Annotated in this window: 16 protein-coding genes, 1 tRNA gene and 1 pseudogene; 13 read left to right on the forward strand and 5 right to left on the reverse strand. The window is 50.9% G+C overall.

The annotated features are described in order from the left end of the window. Nucleotides 1-53: 53 nt before the first annotated feature. The 4 genes from FEE96_RS03475 (at nucleotide 54) to FEE96_RS03490 (ending at nucleotide 3,571) form a co-directional block, all read left to right on the forward strand. Nucleotides 54-1,718, forward strand: coding sequence for a transcriptional regulator (locus FEE96_RS03475; RefSeq protein ID WP_138161587.1), 1,665 nt, complete (start codon nucleotides 54-56; stop codon nucleotides 1,716-1,718). Between the two features lie 304 nt (nucleotides 1,719-2,022). Next, nucleotides 2,023-2,097: transfer RNA gene (locus FEE96_RS03480), tRNA-Gln, on the forward strand. Nucleotides 2,098-2,245: 148 nt separating this feature from the next. Continuing rightward, nucleotides 2,246-3,052 (forward strand): DUF6538 domain-containing protein, encoded by an 807-nt coding sequence (locus FEE96_RS03485; RefSeq protein WP_342770945.1) that lies wholly within the window; start codon nucleotides 2,246-2,248, stop codon nucleotides 3,050-3,052. Nucleotides 3,053-3,064: 12 nt separating this feature from the next. After that, on the forward strand, nucleotides 3,065-3,571 hold the full coding sequence (locus FEE96_RS03490) for a site-specific integrase (RefSeq protein WP_138161589.1): 507 nt from the start codon (nucleotides 3,065-3,067) through the stop codon (nucleotides 3,569-3,571). Here FEE96_RS03490 and FEE96_RS03495 read toward each other — a convergent pair. Continuing rightward, nucleotides 3,558-3,743, reverse strand: coding sequence for a hypothetical protein (locus FEE96_RS03495; protein WP_138161590.1), 186 nt, complete (start codon nucleotides 3,741-3,743; stop codon nucleotides 3,558-3,560). The genes FEE96_RS03490 and FEE96_RS03495 overlap by 14 nt on opposite strands. A 259-nt stretch (nucleotides 3,744-4,002) precedes the next feature. Here FEE96_RS03495 and FEE96_RS03500 point away from each other — a divergent pair, with 259 nt between their 5' ends. Then, nucleotides 4,003-4,806 (forward strand): glycosyltransferase family protein, encoded by an 804-nt coding sequence (locus FEE96_RS03500; RefSeq protein WP_138161591.1) that lies wholly within the window; start codon nucleotides 4,003-4,005, stop codon nucleotides 4,804-4,806. After that, nucleotides 4,803-6,368, forward strand: coding sequence for a hypothetical protein (locus FEE96_RS03505; protein WP_138161592.1), 1,566 nt, complete (start codon nucleotides 4,803-4,805; stop codon nucleotides 6,366-6,368). Before FEE96_RS03500 ends, FEE96_RS03505 begins: the two co-directional genes overlap by 4 nt. A gap of 21 nt (nucleotides 6,369-6,389) precedes the next feature. Here FEE96_RS03505 and FEE96_RS03510 read toward each other — a convergent pair whose 3' ends face one another. Continuing rightward, nucleotides 6,390-7,184, reverse strand: coding sequence for a hypothetical protein (locus FEE96_RS03510; RefSeq protein WP_138161593.1), 795 nt, complete (start codon nucleotides 7,182-7,184; stop codon nucleotides 6,390-6,392). After that, a complete protein-coding gene (locus FEE96_RS03515; RefSeq protein WP_138161594.1) occupies nucleotides 7,174-7,500 on the reverse strand; it encodes a hypothetical protein in 327 nt (108 codons plus the stop codon). The genes FEE96_RS03510 and FEE96_RS03515 overlap by 11 nt, the downstream gene beginning before the upstream one ends. Nucleotides 7,501-7,661: 161 nt before the next feature. Between FEE96_RS03515 and FEE96_RS03520 the strand changes: the two are divergent. After that, nucleotides 7,662-7,946: pseudogene (locus FEE96_RS03520) on the forward strand (transposase); the annotation flags it as partial. 484 nt (nucleotides 7,947-8,430) lie between these two features. On the opposite strand, the gene FEE96_RS03525 reads toward FEE96_RS03520, so the two are convergent. Further along, nucleotides 8,431-9,456, reverse strand: a complete 1,026-nt coding sequence (locus FEE96_RS03525; protein ID WP_138161595.1) for a LacI family DNA-binding transcriptional regulator — start codon at nucleotides 9,454-9,456, stop codon at nucleotides 8,431-8,433. Nucleotides 9,457-9,658: 202 nt separating this feature from the next. Between FEE96_RS03525 and FEE96_RS03530 the strand changes: the two genes are divergently transcribed. From FEE96_RS03530 to FEE96_RS03555, 6 genes are all read left to right on the forward strand, one after another. Beyond that, nucleotides 9,659-11,182, forward strand: coding sequence for a sugar ABC transporter ATP-binding protein (locus FEE96_RS03530; RefSeq protein WP_138161596.1), 1,524 nt, complete (start codon nucleotides 9,659-9,661; stop codon nucleotides 11,180-11,182). A gap of 38 nt (nucleotides 11,183-11,220) precedes the next feature. Next, nucleotides 11,221-12,198 (forward strand): ABC transporter permease, encoded by a 978-nt coding sequence (locus tag FEE96_RS03535; protein ID WP_245227297.1) that lies wholly within the window; start codon nucleotides 11,221-11,223, stop codon nucleotides 12,196-12,198. Nucleotides 12,199-12,299: 101 nt separating this feature from the next. Then, a complete protein-coding gene (locus tag FEE96_RS03540; RefSeq protein ID WP_138161598.1) occupies nucleotides 12,300-13,256 on the forward strand; it encodes a substrate-binding domain-containing protein in 957 nt (318 codons plus the stop codon). Nucleotides 13,257-13,320: 64 nt separating this feature from the next. Continuing rightward, nucleotides 13,321-14,379: a sugar phosphate isomerase/epimerase family protein gene (locus FEE96_RS03545; protein ID WP_138161599.1), complete on the forward strand. Its 1,059-nt coding sequence runs from the start codon at nucleotides 13,321-13,323 to the stop codon at nucleotides 14,377-14,379. 1 nt (nucleotide 14,380) lies between these two features. Then, on the forward strand, nucleotides 14,381-15,529 hold the full coding sequence (locus FEE96_RS03550; protein WP_425467292.1) for a Gfo/Idh/MocA family protein: 1,149 nt from the start codon (nucleotides 14,381-14,383) through the stop codon (nucleotides 15,527-15,529). Between the two features lie 398 nt (nucleotides 15,530-15,927). Beyond that, nucleotides 15,928-17,157, forward strand: coding sequence for a cation:proton antiporter (locus tag FEE96_RS03555; RefSeq protein WP_138161601.1), 1,230 nt, complete (start codon nucleotides 15,928-15,930; stop codon nucleotides 17,155-17,157). Nucleotides 17,158-17,217: 60 nt separating this feature from the next. Here FEE96_RS03555 and FEE96_RS03560 read toward each other — a convergent pair whose 3' ends face one another. After that, nucleotides 17,218-17,940 (reverse strand): GntR family transcriptional regulator, encoded by a 723-nt coding sequence (locus FEE96_RS03560; protein ID WP_342770946.1) that lies wholly within the window; start codon nucleotides 17,938-17,940, stop codon nucleotides 17,218-17,220. Nucleotides 17,941-18,311: the final 371 nt, after the last annotated feature.

Below are 18,311 nucleotides of genomic sequence, written 5' to 3' on the forward strand. Positions count from 1 at the left end.
ATAACACGACTTTTTACTGTTTTTTTGTCCCGTTGTTTTGGGGAGTAGTTAGTATGAATAAAGTGTTAAAAATAAGCCATTTTGGTGCGTTTGGTGTTTTTCCTTCCAGTGGCGGAGAGATCCCGTTAGGGGCTAAACATCAGGCGCTGATGGCATTATTGTCCAAGGCGGATGGCGGAGTGCGTACCCGGGCATTTCTAGAGCATACGCTGTGGAGCTTGGCGCAGCCAGAACAGGCCAAAGCCAGCCTGCGAACCGCACTAAGTACTTTGCGGCGCCATCTGGGCCCTGAAGTTTCCAAGCTTATTTCTGCCAACCGAGAGCGGGTCGTTTTGGATCTGGATAAGGTGGACTTGATCGGCAGCTCTGAGAACGGCAGCTTTATGGATGGCTTCGAGCTCCCCCACGAAGCGCTTTTTTCTGACTGGTTGCTGCAGGTTCGTGATGAACCCAGCTATTCATCGCCACGTCGTCGGGCTGAGCTGGGGGAGGGCCGGGAATATAGCCGCGCAGTTCTGGATGAGCTATTGCCCAGAATTGCTGTGTTGCCGTTTGTGTACCGGGCTCCCAGTCGTGGAACTACACCTTTGGGGTCAATGCTTTCTGAAGAGCTGGTACGACATTTATCACGTAGTCAGGCATTCTCAGTAACGTCCTATCTGGCGTCTCGCCAATTTGATCCTCAGACGGTAACCCCAACAGAGGTCGCCTCGGTCACTGGGGTGACCTACCTTGTGTCGGGGATGGTGCATGTCAGAGGGCGTGAATTCCGGCTCAAAGTTGATCTCCAGGATGCCTGCCGTGAACGGGTTTTGTGGTCGCGTGAATACGATGGGTCACTAGAAGATTTGATGGCAGGGGAATGTAAGGCCCTGCAGGATGTGTCACAACAGATCGGGCAGACAGCGGTAGGTGAGGCTGTTCGCCTTGTACAGTTCAAGCCATTGGCCAATTTGGAAAGCCATACGTTATTGATGGCGGCTATCTCTTTGATCCAAGATATGCGGCCAAACCAGTTTAATGCTGCCCAGGATTTGCTTGGTGTGTTGTTGCAGCGTGAACCCGGTCATCCATTGGCGCTGACCTGGATGGGATTTTGGCATGTGATGCGGGTGCAAAAAGGGTTGTCGCATGATCGGCAACTCGACACACAATTGGCCACGCATCTGGCTGCAAGTGCTTTGAAAGTGGATCCCGCGTTTTCGTTAGCGCATACACTCAAGGGAATGATCTCCAGCCACCTTCTGTTCCGCTTTGACTTGGCTCAGACCTCGTATGATCTGGCTCTGAAAGACAATCCAAACGAGGCACTGGCGCTTTTGTTGATGGGGGATATGCGGGCCTTTCAGAATGCGCCGGACGAAGCGGTTAGGTTCACAGACGCAGCGCGACGCCTGTCACCGTTGGGACCACAGCGGTACTACTTTGATTCTGTGTCGGCCACTGTGCAACTTTCTGCTGGACATTATGCGCGGGCACTGGCCTTGGCCAATCGTTCATTGCAGGCAAATAGGTTGTTCCCGTCGACATTGCGAACCAAAGCAATTGCTCTGGAGTTGTCTGGTCGCGGCGAGGAGGCCCGGAATGTGGTTCGCGAACTGATGGAGGTGTCTCCTGATTTCACACTCAGCCGCTATCGTTGTGAAGTTCCTGCGACGGCTGTTTCCTCAGGCCGCGAGTGGACACGTGCCCTTCGTGCCGCAGGGGTGCCAGAGTAAATTGCTCTGCAAAACAGCTGTGACCGGTCAGCTTCAATTGTCTTGCTCTAGTCGAGCGCTTATCCTGGGGCCTCTAGCCGGTTGTTAGCTGTTCTTCGCAGCACCGATGATGAATTTGTGCGTTCGGAATAATGCTGGCCAGCAGGGGACATTGTTGTCTTCACTGACAATAGGTTGATACGCGTTAAACCCATTGAGATAGTGGTGCAAAGTGATGGCGCACAGCGTAGCAAAAAAAGAACCGTCTTTTTCTTCAAACCCCCTTGCGCGCCCGCGCAAGTAACATTAGACAGCCGCTCACTGATGGGGTGTGGCCAAGTGGTAAGGCAACAGTTTTTGGTACTGAAGATCGTAGGTTCGAATCCTACCACCCCAGCCAAAAAACCGACGCGCTTAGCGTCGATTTTTTCCTTTATCTTCATATAAACAATAGCTTACGATGTTTGAACTTAGAGCGTAGAACTTTGCTATAGACGATCCCGCAACAAATCCCGCAACATTTGTGATTTTCTACCGGGATTTTTGCCATGGGAATTGCGCGAGATCGAGGGCGCTATTATTGGGTAAAGCGCGTGCCAAAGAGATTCGCGGGACTGGTCCTTGGACGTGATGGCGAAACAGTGAAGCAGGTCCGTCAGGCCCTGAATACTGCTGATCGGGCGGAGGCGCTGCTCAAGGCTGCTCAGATCGAATTGGAGCGTCTTGCGGAGTGGGAAGCCCTGGCCGCCGGGGGTAGTGATAGCGCCAAATTGCACTTTGATGCCGTGCTGAAGCTCGCACAGGCCCGTGGATACGCTTATCGCAGTGTTTCTGACATGACAGAGCAAGATCCGCATGAGTTGGCGTCACGTATCCTTGATGTAACAAATGGCGGTGGCAGCCTTGCCTCCGCTCGTGCACTGGTTGGCACTGTGCCTGAGGTGTTCCCCACATTGGTGGAGATGCGTGATGAATATTTTGAGCTGACCACCACCCGCCACCTCGAGAAATCAGAGCGGCAGTATCATCGTTGGAAACTTCCAAGGAGGCGGGCGATCAAAAACTTTATCGAGGTTGTGTCTGAGCGCGATGGGCTAGGGAGGCCGATTCTGCTGCCGCTCGATCGAATAACTCCTGATCATGCGTTAGCCTTTCGAAACTGGTGGGCGGGTCGCGTGGCAAAAGAAGGTATGGACCTTGAAACGCCAAACAAGGATTTTGGGCACCTTGCAGAGATGTTCAACACCTGGACTAAATTAAAGAAACGGCCCCTCACAAATCCGTTTTCTGGGCTGAGGTTCGACAACAAACGAAACAAGAATAAAACCAAGCATCCGCCGTTTTCGCTCACTTAGGTGAAATCCCAATTGTTGGCCCCGGATGCCTTAGCGGGCATGAATGACGAAGAGCGCGATGTTTTCCTGATGATGGTCAATACTGACGTGCGCCCCAGTGAAATTACCGACGCTCCGGCCTCTGATTTTGTGCTGGATGCCAATATCCCCTACTTGCGCATAGCGCCCCATGGACGAGAGTTGAAGGTTGTCCATACTGAGCGTGATATCCCGCTGCTGGGGGGGTCTCTTGAGGCGGCTAGGCGCATAGTCGCACAGGGTGGCATAAAGCGATATGGACAGAACGCTGGGGCGTGGTCGGCTGCTGCAAACAAGTTTCTTCGCACCAATGGATTGAAGGAGACGCCCAAGCATGTTGCCTATTCCCTGCGGTACTATGTTGAGGATGCGCTGCTAGCTGCAGGCGTGGATGCCCGTATTAGGGCCGATATCCTTGGGCACGAGTATAAGCGCCCTAGCTATGGTAGTGGTGGCGCTCTGTTGGGGCGCAGGGATGCGCTGTCGCTCATCGCGCTGTGATGCCAGCAGCTCGGGCAACTTCCAAGGCGCGCGCCATTGCTGATTTTTGTGACCGGGCCTCTTCGACTTTCTGCTCCATACAGATGAACGCGGGTAAGAACTCGTCGCCATATTTGGCAACCAGTTCTGCAGCCCCAGCGAGCGCCTTGGTATAGAGTTCTAAGTCAGACATCGGTCCTTCCTGGTCTCCGGGGTTAGGTGGATAGATGTGGGTTGATTGCGCGAGTGTGGATCTTGACCGACTTGATTTCGGTGACGAACTCCACATGTGCGTCCTCAGAGTTTTGGGGGCCAAGGGCATCCTGATTTAGGCGAGTAACGGCATTTCTACAGGCCCTGCTGATTTGAAATCCAACAAAGGAGAGTTTTAGAGACTAAGGTCTCTAGCGTTGTACTGCCATCGTTGATAACAAAGCTAAAGAACTGATGGAATGAGCGAGCAGGAGGGATCTCCTCCGGCGAAAATGTGCGACATGCAGAATTATTTTCACTTTGATGCTAACAATATTGGCGACCAGGCTAGCGGGCCGTCTAACTATTTCTTTAGAAGCCTTTGTGAGAAACATAACTTCAAGTCGCCACCCCCCTTGGATGTCATGGTATTGTTCGGGGGCGGGTCCATTTTTCAGCAAATGGAACAAACTATTGCTGCCAACCAAGGCGACTTACATGAAAAATCTCTTGTGGCGTGGGGAGTTGGTCTGCCCCCTAAAGGAAGAAGGGACGTAGCGGTTCATAGTTTGGTCTCTAACTTTGACTTAGTCGGTACACGAAACTTCGATTGGTCTGACGAATACGACTTCGTGCCATGCGCGAGTTGCATGTCGCCACAGTTTGACACACTTCCAGAAGTAACACACGAAGTGGTAGTGTTTAAACATCATCGTAAAACACCAACGCTTCAACTTCCCGATGACATTCCTCAAATGACGAACCGGCTACGGCCTCTAAAGGAAGTAATTGATTTTTTGGCGAGTGGAGAAACTGTTGTAACTAGCTCGTATCATGGCGTTTATTGGGCTCAATTGTTAGGGAAAAAGGTGGTTTGCGTGCCTTTCAATAACAAGTTCTATTCATTCGAATACCCCCCACTTTATTCGTCTGTGGATAACTGTATAAATGACGTTCGCTCAGCAACACAGTATGAGAGTACGTTGACGAGGTATAGAAAATTAAATGTGGCATATTGGGAGAAGGTTGTAACCAACTGGAAAGCCAAGGGTCTACTGTCATGAAAAATGTTATAGTTCACTTAGGTCCCCACAAAACGGGATCCACTTCAATTCAAAAATGTTTAACCGAAAGTAGTACCGACCTGGTTAGTGGTGGGATCTCTTTTCTTCACGATAGTGAGACACTTGAGGCTGCCACTCTTCTTTCGAGAGAACTCTTTGATGAAGCCGAAGAAAAAATGTCGAAGCTGTCGATAGCTATTTCCAACTTGAAAGTAGACACTGTAATTTTGTCTCAAGAAGATTTTTCCGGAAACTTGATAGGCAGAACTAACAAGCGTAGAATATATCCGAAACTCACTAAGAATATGAGGATAATTTCGAGATCCTTAAGGCCTCATAATGTGAGATTTGTCTTTTTTGAAAGAGAAGAATCCGAATGGATGCGGAGTTGTTACCACCAACATCTTAAGTACCGGACTAAATTTTCTAGCCTTCCCGAATTCAAGGAGCATTTTGAAAGCCCTTGGAACTGGACACAGAAACTTGAACGAGCGCACCATGTATTTGGTGAGAAGCTTATAGTCTTTCCCTATAGTGCTACACCCAAGGACGGAGTAAATGCACTCCTATCTTTAGCTACAACTAGCACAAGCGGGAAACTGGAACATCTATTCAGTTTTCAAGAAAACATTTCTCCAAAACGCGACGTAATTGAGAAGTTAGAGCGAGTGAATCGCCTCACGGAGTTTCCCGCCACGGCATGGCTTGCCAAAAAAATGCTTTTGGACGAATGGGCACCCAAAAGGGTTCCTGATTCTGAGATCTGCTATTCAATTTGGCCGCCAGAAGTAGAGCAAAAGCAGAGTGTAGCTCTTCCAAATCTGATGGAGCGTACTAGACACAGAGTTCCTACCCATCAAGTGAGTGATCTTCTGCCAGAATTAGATGTCGATCTTTTGCCAATGCTCACGACAATTCTACCAAATGATGAGTTTCTTACGGATGCCTCCAGGCAACAAATGGAGAACCAGTCAAAGATTTTACGCTATCACCTTCGGGGGAAGTCAGAACTCTCATATTTGAACGGACTGACTATTAGCTATTTGCGAAGAGATACAAAATATACCGATAAGGCCCGGCACCTCTTTCACAGAATTTGGGACGAACATGGGTTGAGTATGATAAATGAATTATCCACAAGGTGGTTGATCTCGTCTCTGCAAACATTTTTTGATCACGGGAAATCAGAAAGTCAGCGCCTAATTGGGTCCGCAGCCTACTTCTATGCCAACATGATTAAGATCTATGAATCTGAGAGGTCTATTGAAGGTTCTCAGCCTGACGCGGTGTATGAAAGCGAAACCCCACAAACCAGTAACATGTTTCGCGGACTGGATAGATTTTCAGTAGGTGGTTCAGATCTCATGCTGAACACCAACGCTTTGGCATTGGAAATCGCTGCAAAAGATGATGTTGCTGGGCTTGTTTTTCAAGAATTTATGTTGCGAGTTAAGTCTTCGAAGAACGTCTTTAGCCGTCAAGACACCACGCGTTTGGAACTTGGGGTGGCAAAAGAAGGGTTCATTGACACCTGGTCATTTTTTGAAGAACCAGAAAAATAGGTGGAGCAAGATTATTACATCTCAAACTTTCGTTGGCCGAATTAGCGTCAGTTCAGGGTGGTTCGAAATGTTGATGATATCGTTACGGTACATTTCACTTAAGAGCTTGCCTTCTTCTTCAGTGAAAATTGGAACTGCTCGGTCTGCAATTGAAGACACTTTTAAATGTTCGCATGAGTTTTCCAAAATCTTTGTTTGCAGGTCTTTCGGAATTTGGTCTGGAGCTAAACCCAAGACGCTCTGAACGAAGGGTAAGGCGAGGGTGTTCGGCAGGGTAAAGTCCCAAATTACAATATTTGCCCCATCGCAGTGCGGCAATAATCGGCAAAAAAATTCGTACCAAGATGGGATTTGGAACGATATTTTTTTCTTTAGTTCAAGTGCGCCGAGCTCATCAAGCAAAGTTCGAAAATAGTTGTATTGGTTAGCGATGGTGAAATGGAATGTGAGCTCATGTTCAGCGAAAATGCTCGTGATCTTGCCAATTTTTTCTTCTGCACCGGGTAAAATTTTGCTGTCATTTAAAATGGACTTTGGGTGCCCGAGAATGGCCTGTTGGCTAAAAATGATTTCTTGGAAATTTTCAAACCTTTGGAGAAGGCCGATCGTTTTTGGGTCGTGCAGGGATTGTCTGAAATCGAGTTCGCTAACTGCATTGATGCTGCTTCTTAGAGAGTTTTTAAATTCTTTGTTTGTAACCAGGTATGAGGATGGGTTGGCTTTTTTGACAATGCTTGCAATGCTACGGTCGTTTAAAATTCCGTCAGTTATTCGAGCTGGGCCAACATGAAAGTGAATTCCTAGTTCAGGTGTCATCAAGCGTCTCGGACCCAAATTGACTTCCAGATGAGACTTCTTCTCGAAGAAGACGAAGGCCAGATGCTGATCGACTTAGAGCCTCACTTAGAGCTGCTTGGTATCTCAAGTCCGCAGAAACCCAACCAATAACTCGCGCCTCAAACTCTTCCTGAGGTAGCTTTTCAACAAGCAGATCACTTTCCAAGACATTACTCAGAATCTCCATAATTTGCTCGATCCTGTTTTGAACCGACTGAAGGTCGGCTGAGTTACCGCCGGTTACAACAAGAGAAACGCTTTCTTCGTCTGACATAATTTTGATATTTGGATGCAAGGCGGACCCCCAAGTCTCAAGCGGTGAGATCAAAGATGTCTAGCAATTAAACTGTGTTGTTATCAACCCGTGCCCTGTCTGACGTCAGCGCTTATGGGTCCAAATAGCCGTATTTGATAAGAGAGAGTTCTTGGCTCATCGTAACCACTGAGGAGTGGACGATGAGAAAGACAACTGGAACACGCAAAAGCCCTGTCGAGAAGATCGTCAAAGACATCAAGCGTGCGACACGCAAGCAGTATTCCTCCGAAGAGAAGATCAGGATTGTCCTGGACGGGCTGCGTGGTGAGGACAGCATTGCTGGGCTATGCCGCCGCGAAGGGATTTCCCAAGGCGTCTACTACAAGTGGTCGAAGGACTTCATGGAGACCGGGAAGAAGCGGTTGGCGGGCGATACCGCCCGTGCTGCTACAACTGACGAGGTCAAAGATGTGCGCCACGAAGCCTGCGACCTGAATGGACTGACGCAGATCAGGAAAGGATCCGGTGGGTCGTTTCCCTGCTGAAGGTGACGGAACAAACGCTGGAACTTCGCTTGCGCAATAAAAGCATGTTCGACGGTGGGGAAGACCATGAATGAGGTATCTGTCACCTGGCAGGCGATTGGCAGCAATCTGCCGGTCAACGGGACATGATCGTTATTTGCAGCGTGGCGAGGCTGGCCTACAGGATCAATCTACAAGCCAAAGCATCCCGACAAACAGCATCAGTGCCAGTTCAGGCCCCACTAGGACCTCTCGCAGGCCTTGCTCAATATTTCAGGCATAAGGTCCCAAGAAATGTCCCTACGCTTAGGTGGTGTAATTCGGCTATCGTAGAGCCTCGCAGTGGGGCACTGGGGATGGTTCTGGCAGTCTGTAGGCTGGAGTCTGCTGCCAGTGCATGAGGGGGCATACGTGAGAAGGAGGGATTCCTAGTTTGCTTTGCGACTTAGGTCAGTTTTGGGCCGCAGCTTTCTCGTACAACTAGATCACCATGAAGAAGTGTCTCATGTGGAATCGGCGCTTCCCCAGAAAGCCCATCCAATAGATATCCCATCGCTATTTCTCCGATTTTTTTTCGAGGTTGTCGTACTGTGGTCAATGCCGGAGTTATGTTGTTGGAAAAGGGAATGTCGTCAAAGCCAATGACTGAGAAATCTTCGGGCACGCGGTAGCCACGTATTTGTAGCGCACTTATGACCCCAATTGCGGTGTCGTCATTGTAACAGAAAAAGGCTGTCGGCAGGGTGTCCTTGATAAACAGCCGTTCAATCGCAGCACGACCACCCTCACTGGAGCCGTCGCCTTCGATCCTCCATTCTGTGATGGGTTCAGCGGCTTCAGCAAGTCCTCTGACATAACCCACTTGCCGCAGATCAGAAATAGGGTTGCTGCTGCCGGACGATACATACGCGATTTTCCGATGGCCTAACGATATCAGGTATTCGGTTGCCATTTTGGATGACCCAACGTCGTCAACTCCGACATAGGACACGTCTTTATGGCTTACGGGGCAGGTTGCTGCGATGATCGGTGGCAAAGTGGAAATTGGGTTTTTGGGATGTCCAACAACTGGCAGGTGGCCAGTAAGCAAGATTAATCCGTCTACCATTCCAGACGATAAAAACCGCATATGGTTTTCTTCAAGAGATACAGTGCCTTCAGTGTTTCCAATGAGGACACCGTAGCCCAACTCATTGGCGGCTTTTTCTAGGCCTATTAGTATTCCGGGAAAATTTGGATCAGCAATCGACTGGGTCAACACCATAACCATACGAGAGCGTTGCATGCGAAGATTTTGTGCCATGGCATTGGCAGTGTAGCCAGTACGAGCAATGGCAGCGGTTACCTTTTTGCGAGTACTTTCAGCAACTTTCCTGGGTGTTCGAATCGCACGGCTTACAGTGGCAATTGACACGCCCGCCAGCTTGGCAACGTCCTCGATTGTAGCTGGCCGGTCTGCTGATCTATTCAAAATCTTTATCCTTGGTCCGGTGATTTGTTGGGCCGGATTCCGTATTTCTTTCCAGACTCTTAGGTCGGTCTATATCGTGAAACGGATCGACTGAGAAGGCTTAGCTGCCACTATGTAAAGGTTTACATTGCGTATGAAAAGGTTTACATAGGTCAAAATGGCACAGCATTTTAATATGTGAATTTGTGTTGGGAAGGGTGACATGCTTGACGGACAATCCAGTACGACATTGGTTCTTGAGGCGGATCGTATCAGCAAGTCATTTGGTGCTGTTCCGGTGCTGTTCAGTGTCAGCATGGGTATTCGGGCGGGCGAAGTTCATGCCTTGATCGGAGAGAATGGCGCAGGGAAATCCACGCTGATGAAGATTCTCTCCGGCTTTCACACGCCTACGTCAGGCCGCATTCTCTTTGATGGTGAGGAGGCCATTTTGCCTCCGGACGGTGGGGCTGAGCGGCTTGGCATTGTCCTCATCCATCAGGAACTGAACTTGGCCGAACAGATGACGGTCGAAGAAAACATATACTTGGGCCGCGAACTGACCCGAAATGGCGTTCTGGATCGCGAAACAATGCGAAGCAAAGTGCGCGGATATCTGGATGACATTGGATTGGATATTTCGACGTCTGCGCGGATATCTGATTTGTCCATAGCTGAAAAGCAGATGGTCGAAATCGTCAAAGCAATCAGCCGAAATGCGCGGGTTCTGATCATGGACGAACCAACTGCAGTCTTGACCGAGGCTGAAACAGCGCTGTTCTTCCGTCAGGTCGAAAAGCTCAAGAAAACCGGTGTTGCCGTTGTTTTTGTTTCGCACAAATTGTCCGAGGTTAAACAGATTGCAGACAGGATAACGATTTTACGTGATGGACAGTGGATTGGCACCAAGGACGCGGATGCCTTGTCGCCGGATGCAATGGCACAAATGATGGTTGGCCGTGAATTGTCGGACCTCTATCCTCCCATGCATGAGGTCGATGTAGATGCTGAGTTAGTACTTGAAGTTCGAAACCTATACTCTAGCAGCGTTAGGGATGTCAGTTTTGACCTCCGCAAGGGTGAAATCCTAGGCTTTTCTGGCTTGATTGGTGCCGGGCGTACTGCCGTGTTTGAGGCGATTTGTGGTTTGGCTCCAATTGAGAGTGGACAAGTGTTCTTTGAGGGTCGTGAAACCCGCTTTGCATCGGTCGCAGCGGCGCGGGATGCTGGTGTCGCCTATCTTACCAAAGATCGCAAAGCCAAGGGCTTGTTGTTGGACAAGCAGATGCGCCCCAACCTGACCTTGTTTGCGTTGCCAAAATTCGTGAGGCGTTTCGGTATCGATACCAAGGCAGAGGATAAGGCAATGGCCCGTGCGATCCGCCGATTTGATATTCGGGCTCGCGATCCTAAGATCAATGTCGGCGACATGTCGGGCGGCAACCAGCAAAAGCTGTTGTTGGCCAAAATTATGGAAACCGACCCGCAAGTTGTCATTATCGACGAACCGACCCGTGGTATCGACGTTGGTACCAAGCAACAGGTTTATCACTTCATTGCTGCACTGGCGGCTGAAGGGGTTTCGGTGGTCGTGATATCATCTGAAATGCCCGAGGTAATTGGGGTCAGCCACCGTGTTGTGGTGATGCGCGACGGCCAGGTCATGGGCGTTCTCACTGGGGACGACATCAACGAAAACGAAATCGTGCGCTATGCCGCCGGTCTGAAACGGGAGGGCAGGGGATGACTGTCTTGGCAAACAGCAGCCTTGGAAAAGGAAAACGGATGAGCTTTGACATCAAAACGGCTGGTCCGGCAATCGCCCTGATCCTGCTTTGTATTATTGGTTTCCTGCTTAACCCTGCTTTCTTGAGCGAGGGCAACCTGACAAACCTGCTAACCCGGTCTGCGTTTATCGGGATTATCGCGGTTGGAGCCACATTCGTCATCACTGCGGGGGGCATCGACCTTTCTGTTGGGTCAATGGCAGCTGCAATTGCTGGTGTTATGATTATCATCATGAACAGCGCTGTGGAAACTTTGGGCCCTGGGCTCGCCACTGTTTTGCTGGGGTGTGGGTGTTCAATTGTTTTGGGTATTGGCGCGGGGTGGATCAACGGAATGCTGACCACCAAAGGCAAGATCGAGGCCTTTATCGTGACGCTTGGCACGATGGGCATTTACCGCTCTCTGGTGACATACTTCGCTGACGGCGGAACCTTGTCGTTGGATTTCGCGATCCGTGGCACATATCGGCCTGTCTACTACGGCAGTTTCCTAGGTCTTCCGATCCCGGTTTGGGTCTTCATTGTGGTTGCGGTTCTTGGGTGGTTCCTTCTAAACCGCACCGCCTTTGGCCGCTATTGTACGGCAATTGGGTCGAACGAAGCTGTCGCGAAGTATTCAGCCATCAAAGTCGATCGGGTCAAAACAATGACCTATGTCATTCAAGGACTTTGTGTATCGCTGGCCACCATCATCTATGTGCCACGCCTAGGGTCGGCATCTTCATCGACCGGTGTGTTATGGGAGCTGGAGGCCATTGCCGCGGTGATCATCGGGGGGACTGTGCTCAAAGGGGGATATGGTCGGATTGGTGGTACGATCCTTGGTGCGCTGATCCTGACCACTATCGGCAATATTCTGAACTTTACCGATCTGATTTCCAACTATCTGAACGGAACCATGCAAGGCCTTATCATCATCATAGCTGTCTGGTTGCAGCGCGGTGACTGGGGCAAGGCAAAGGCCAAAACTAACTAAGACTACCAATTCCTAACCGGGGTCCTGTCCCCATGTTGAAAAAACGAACCGGGCGCCACCGGACAGGAAAGGTGCGTCCAAAATCTCGGGAGGAGATTACGATGAAACGCTTGAATGCAATTGGTGCGATGGCCTTGACAGGCGCGCTAGCGATTACCGCGTCACTAGCCAGTGCAGAAAACATCAAAATCGGTGTCAGCTATCCAACGCCGACCCACGCTTGGGCCGCTGGTATGAACTGGCATGCTGAACAGGCTGAAAAGCGCCTTGAAGCCTTGTACCCTGACGTGGATCTTATCCTCGTGAACTCCCCAGACCCAAGCGCACAGGCGAGTGCCCTAGAGGATCTTGTTTCGGTTCATAAGATCGATGCGCTTGTTGTTCTGCCTTTTGAATCCGAACCGCTGACCGATCCGGTGTTGAACGTCAAAAATTCCGGCGCACGGATTACAGTTGTTGACCGCGGTCTGAGCCAGCCCGGGATCGAAGACATCTATGTTGCTGGCAACAACCCGGAAATGGGCCGTGTTTCGGCGGTTTATATGAAAACCCGCCTGAAATCTGGTGACAACATCGTGGTTCTGCGTGGCATCCCTACGTTGATCGATAATGAGCGCTTTGACGCCTTCATGGATGAAATGGAAGGTTCAGGCGTCAACGTGCTGGATCACAAACATGCCAACTGGAACCGGGATGACGGGTTTGAGGTGATGCAGGATTTCCTGAGCCGTTTCCCCGATATCGATGCGGTTTGGGCGCAGGATGACGACATTGCGATTGGTGTTGTGGCAGCGCTGAAGCAAGCGGGCCGTGATGGCGATGGCATGTTTGTAGTTGGCGGCGCTGGCATGAAAGAAACTATCAAATCTATCATGGATGGTGAAACCTTGGTGCCAGTTGACGTTCTGTATCCACCTTCGATGATCGCTACAGCTATGGATGTCACCGTTGCGTCGTTCAAATCGAATGGCCCAGTTGCGGGTCGCTACATTCTGGGTGCGACACTCATCACCCCTGAAAATGCGGCTTCGTTCTACTTCCCCGATTCTCCATTCTGAGGTCTGAACACTCAACACAGAAAGGGGCATTCGTGCCCTTTTCTCGCAACCGGAGGATAGGACGATGAAGACGCTAAAAGGCCCCGCATTATTTCTGGCGCAATTCGCAGGCGATGATGCGCCGTTTAACAGTTGGGACAGCATTACCAAATGGGCGGCAGATTGTGGCTACAAGGGTGTCCAAGTTCCCAGTTGGGATGGTCGTATTTTTGATCTTCTCAAAGCCGCAAGTTCACGCTCATACTGCGAGGAACTGGTTGGTGTTGCCCGTGAAAACGGCGTGGAAATCACCGAGCTGTCGACACATTTGCAAGGTCAATTGGTGGCGGTTCATCCCGCATATGACACCGCATTTGATGGCTTTGCGGTCCCCGAAGTGCGCGGAAATCCTAAGGCGCGGCAATCCTGGGCGGTAGAGCAGGTGAAGCTGGCGATCACCGCAAGTCACAACCTGGGGATCTCGGAGCACGCAACTTTTTCTGGGGCTTTGGCATGGCCCTATGTTTATCCATGGCCGCAGCGACCTGCGGGTTTAGTGGAAACCGCATTTGATGAATTGGCCCGCCGTTGGAAACCAATATTGGACCATGCAGAAACAATGGGTGTGGATGTTTGCTATGAAATTCATCCGGGCGAGGATCTGCATGATGGTGTGACGTTTGAGATGTTTCTAGACCGAGTTGGCAACCATGCTCGCGCCAATATGCTGTACGACCCATCACATTACGTCCTGCAGTGTCTCGACTATCTGGACAATATCGACATCTATAAAGACCGTATTAAAATGTTCCACGTCAAAGATGCTGAATTCAATCCAACGGGTCGCCAGGGTGTCTACTCGGGTTATCAAAGTTGGACTGACCGCGCCGGACGTTTTAGGTCGCTGGGGGATGGTCAGGTAGATTTTGGAGCAGTGTTTTCCAAGATGGCTGCCAACAATTTCGACGGGTGGGCTGTAGTGGAATGGGAATGCTGTCTGAAGCATCCTGAGGACGGTGCCCGAGAAGGTGCGCAGTTCGTCAAAGATCATATCATTCGTGTTACTGAGAAAGCTTTTGATGATTTTGCCGATGGCGGAACAGACGAAGCAGCAAACCGGCGCATGCTGGGGTTGGGTGATTAAAATGATGAGCAAAAAACCAATTCGTCTGGGGATGGTTGGCGGGGGCAATGATGCCTTTATCGGTGCTGTTCATCGGGTTGCGGCGCGTGTCGATGGCGAATATGAGCTCATCGCTGGGGCCCTGTCATCCACACCTGAAAAAGCAAGGGCCTCGGGTGCCGCGCTTGGGTTGGCAGCAGACCGAACCTATGATGACTTCAAATCCATGGCAATCCGCGAGGCAAAGCTGAAAGAGGGGATCGAGGCGGTTGCCATCGTCACCCCAAACCATATGCACGCGCCGGTCGCACGAGAGTTTTTACGTCGCGGTATTCATGTGATCTGTGATAAGCCACTGACCTCAACTCTTGCAGACGCGCGTAAGCTGGTGAAGGTCGCCGAAGCATCGGACGCACTGTTTGTTCTGACGCACAACTACACGGGTTACCCGATGATACGGCAAGCGCGTGACATGATCACCTCAGGTACATTGGGTGACATCCGCGTGGTTCAGGCTGAGTATCCGCAGGACTGGCTGACCGAGGCGGAGGAAGTCAACGCCAACAAACAGGCTGAATGGCGCACCGATCCGGCGCGATCTGGAGCTGGCGGTTGTATTGGCGATATAGGTACCCATGCGTTCAATTTATTGAGCTTTGTCACTGGACTGGATGCAGAAAGCCTGTCGGCAGATCTGCAAAGCTTTGTTTCGGGTCGTCAACTCGATGACAACGCACATGTAATGCTGCGGTTTAAGGGCGGCGCGCGCGGCATGCTATGGTCCAGTCAGGTTGCGCCAGGCAATGAAAATGCCCTGAAAATTCGTGTCTATGGATCGAAGGGCGGCCTTGAGTGGGCGCAAGAGGATCCAAACTATCTGTGGTACACCCCATTTGGTGAACCAAAGCGCCTGTTGACCAGAGGTGGCGCCGGGGCGACCCCTTCGGCTAACCGAATGACGCGAACGCCGGGCGGACATCCAGAGGGGTACCTGGAGGCATTTGCCAATATTTACACCGAAGCCGCCGCAGCTATCCGTTCTTACGTTGCTGGAGAACCAATTCCCTCAGACGTTCAGTTTCCAACTATCCAGGATGGCCTTAGAGGGGTCCAGTTCATCGATGCCTGTGTGAAGTCATCTCAGAGAAATGCCGCCTGGGTGGTGGTCTGACATGATATCGTAGACCGTATTTAGGTATTGATTTGGGGCCTAAAGGACCCGGCTGACTAGGTTGCAGCAGTGGAAATCGTTGACGATCGGGTGTTGCCTGCTGCTGTTGCCCAAAGAGGACCTAGGTCTCCGGCTCACAGGTGAATATGTTTCGGACATGTCTGATGCGACTGGTGCCGGTTGGTTCGGCGCAGGCTGGACAGTGTGGAGTATTTAGTTGTTGTCCGCCACAGGTCTGATAGTGATACCGATATCAGAGACCGGACCTGGCTTTCTTGTTGTGCGCTTCACGCGAGATCTGGATACTTTGGTGCGAAGGCGCCAAGCTTCCTTTTCAGAGCCGTCGTTTAGCGGGAATGTGAACCAGCCTTAATCGGCTAACTCAAGATGGAAAGCCGATGGACCTGCTACAGATCGCATCAATACTGATCGTCCTCGCGGCACTTTTTGGGGTTCTCAATTATCATTTCTTGAAGCTCCCTCAGGCCATCGGAATTCTCGTTGTTGCTCTCTTGGCTTCGCTTGGCATCTTGGGTTTCGATACCTTGTTTCCCGCGCTGCAAATTGGCGATGAAGTGCGCAAAATTGTGGGCGAGTTTGAATTTTCCGAAGCACTCCTTGAAGGCATGCTGGGGTTATTGCTTTTCGCCGGAGCGCTTCATGTGTCTATCAGCGAGCTGCGCAGCCAGGCAGGCGTTGTTTTTCTTATGGCTACTCTCGGCGTCGCTCTCTCTACCGCCATTGTTGGATTTGGGTTTTCATGGATCACTGGCATGCCCCTGCTGGTAGCAATGGTCTTTGGTGCCTTGATTTCACCCACCGATCCGGTTGCGGTTCTGGGGGTTCTTCGCGAGGCGAACCTGCGTAAATCACTTGAAACAAAAATTGCCGGCGAAAGCCTCTTCAACGACGGTGTTGCCTATGTGATCTACCTGGTTTTGGTCGCGATGGCATTCCCGGTTGTTGGCAGCCATGTCACGGAAGTCTCTGATGGTGCCATTCTGTTTGTTCAGGAAGCTCTCGGTGGTGCTGCAATGGGGGCTGCCCTTGGTTGGGGCACCTTCCAGATCATGAAGCGCATTGACGACTACGCTCTGGAGGTGCTGATCACTCTGGCACTGGCCTTTGGCGGATACATCCTGTCGATATACCTACACATCTCAGCCCCGATCATGGCGGTCGTGGCTGGCCTGTTCATTGGCCATGTTGGCATGCGCGACGGAATGAGCGAGGAAACGCGCGGTTACGTAGATGCTTTTTGGAAGTTGGTCGACGAAATTCTCAACGCAATCCTTTTTGTAATGATTGGTTTCGAGATCTTTGTGATTACCGATGACTATTTGCTGCAGGGTATCTATGCGATCGCATTGGCGCTGTTCGGGCGCTTGACAGCGGTTGCGGTTCCCAGCGTCATGATGAGCGGCCCAGGCGTCATCAAAGGCGATATCATCCCGTTGATGACCTGGGGTGGGCTCAAGGGCGGTATCTCGATCGCGCTGGCACTGGCGTTGCCAGACAGCGAATGGAAGCCAATGATCCTGAGCGTCACCTATATGGTGGTGATCTTCTCGATCCTTATCCAAGGTCTCACGATTGCACCAATGGCGCGCAAGATGGCGCGCGGTTAACTGCGGTCTACAGCACCGACAGCTTCAGGGACGGAGTGTTTTGATCGTGCCTGCTGGTGGTCAGATTTGGGTTAGTAGCTGATAGCCTGGCGTGGTTATTGCGCGGACGGTCGTAATTGGGGAAAGATTGATCCAGGTCGTCCGCTCCATCACAAAAAGCGCTGACCCTAAGGGCGCGTCAAGCTGTCGGGCCGTGTACTCATCAGCCTGCACTGCGTAGAATCTTAGATCGCAACGGCTGTAAGGCTTGTTGTGAACCAGCCATTCATTTGCGCTCTGTTCGACTAAGTCTACGTTCAGGACTTCCGGCACCGTTTCGGTGCAGATCCAACGATCTTCGAGAATATAGGGCCGCTGGTCAGCGAGATGTAGCGCTTCGACGTGCAGCATCTGTTTGGATTGACGCAAAGAAAACTTCGACATCACGGCCAGTGGGATCTCATCAATGACCCGGGTCAATAACTGATACCCATATACGCTGCCGCGTTGTTCTACTTCGTTGCGGGTAACTGGTATGTCGAGTGTGGCGCGCGTGACCGGGTGGGCACGAACCTGCGTCCCGCCTTTGCGCTTGCGTTCGACAATGCCTGCGTCGGACAAATCACGCATCGCCCGTTGCACAGTGCTTCGTGCACATCCAAGTTCTTTTGCTATATCCTCGTCTCTGGGTAGCTTGTCACCGGGCCTGTAGGTTCTGTCTAGAATCCGCGCGTGAACCCAATTTCTGATATCTACCCAGGAATGACGAACTTCAGCGCTCAAAACCCTGCTCCAGTTTCTCAATGTTTAAATGGAAAAAACGGACTATCCGATCTCGAACAAAATGACGACCATCATTTGCGACTGAAATTTTCATTCCTGTCTTCCTTCCCAAAACTACGGTTACATGAATGGCATTGCTTATCTGTCGCACACAACTCCGTTGACATTATTATGTAGGTACTTATTCATAATAAGCACGAACTTTTAAATGGAGCAACCCATGTCGAAGGTGGTGAACTTGCCAAGGTCTCGACACCTGCTGTTCAGTCGCGGCAGATTGGAAACATCATTGCTGCAAGATGCAGTGAAACACCCCGACAGGGTCAGGCGACGTTAATTGACGTGGGTCGAACGCGACCGGAACAGTTGGAATACAAGATCAACATGGAGGA

Origin of the sequence: Parasedimentitalea maritima (assembly GCF_005771405.1) — a bacterium.
In the GTDB taxonomy this organism is placed as follows: Bacteria; Pseudomonadota; Alphaproteobacteria; order Rhodobacterales; family Rhodobacteraceae; genus Parasedimentitalea; species Parasedimentitalea maritima.

What these genes read in the sequence shown, in the direction of transcription:
- FEE96_RS03545 (WP_138161599.1), top strand. Translation starts at nt 13,321, where the DNA reads ATGAAGACGCTAAAAGGCCCCGCATTATTTCTGGCGCAATTCGCAGGC.
- FEE96_RS03495 (WP_138161590.1), bottom strand. Translation starts at nt 3,743, where the DNA reads ATGTCTGACTTAGAACTCTATACCAAGGCGCTCGCTGGGGCTGCAGAA.
- FEE96_RS03555 (WP_138161601.1), top strand. Translation starts at nt 15,928, where the DNA reads ATGGACCTGCTACAGATCGCATCAATACTGATCGTCCTCGCGGCACTT.
- FEE96_RS03475 (WP_138161587.1), top strand. Translation starts at nt 54, where the DNA reads ATGAATAAAGTGTTAAAAATAAGCCATTTTGGTGCGTTTGGTGTTTTT.
- FEE96_RS03530 (WP_138161596.1), top strand. Translation starts at nt 9,659, where the DNA reads ATGCTTGACGGACAATCCAGTACGACATTGGTTCTTGAGGCGGATCGT.
- FEE96_RS03485 (WP_342770945.1), top strand. Translation starts at nt 2,246, where the DNA reads ATGGGAATTGCGCGAGATCGAGGGCGCTATTATTGGGTAAAGCGCGTG.
- FEE96_RS03505 (WP_138161592.1), top strand. Translation starts at nt 4,803, where the DNA reads ATGAAAAATGTTATAGTTCACTTAGGTCCCCACAAAACGGGATCCACT.
- FEE96_RS03500 (WP_138161591.1), top strand. Translation starts at nt 4,003, where the DNA reads ATGAGCGAGCAGGAGGGATCTCCTCCGGCGAAAATGTGCGACATGCAG.
- FEE96_RS03535 (WP_245227297.1), top strand. Translation starts at nt 11,221, where the DNA reads ATGAGCTTTGACATCAAAACGGCTGGTCCGGCAATCGCCCTGATCCTG.
- FEE96_RS03510 (WP_138161593.1), bottom strand. Translation starts at nt 7,184, where the DNA reads ATGACACCTGAACTAGGAATTCACTTTCATGTTGGCCCAGCTCGAATA.
- FEE96_RS03540 (WP_138161598.1), top strand. Translation starts at nt 12,300, where the DNA reads ATGAAACGCTTGAATGCAATTGGTGCGATGGCCTTGACAGGCGCGCTA.
- FEE96_RS03550 (WP_425467292.1), top strand. Translation starts at nt 14,381, where the DNA reads ATGATGAGCAAAAAACCAATTCGTCTGGGGATGGTTGGCGGGGGCAAT.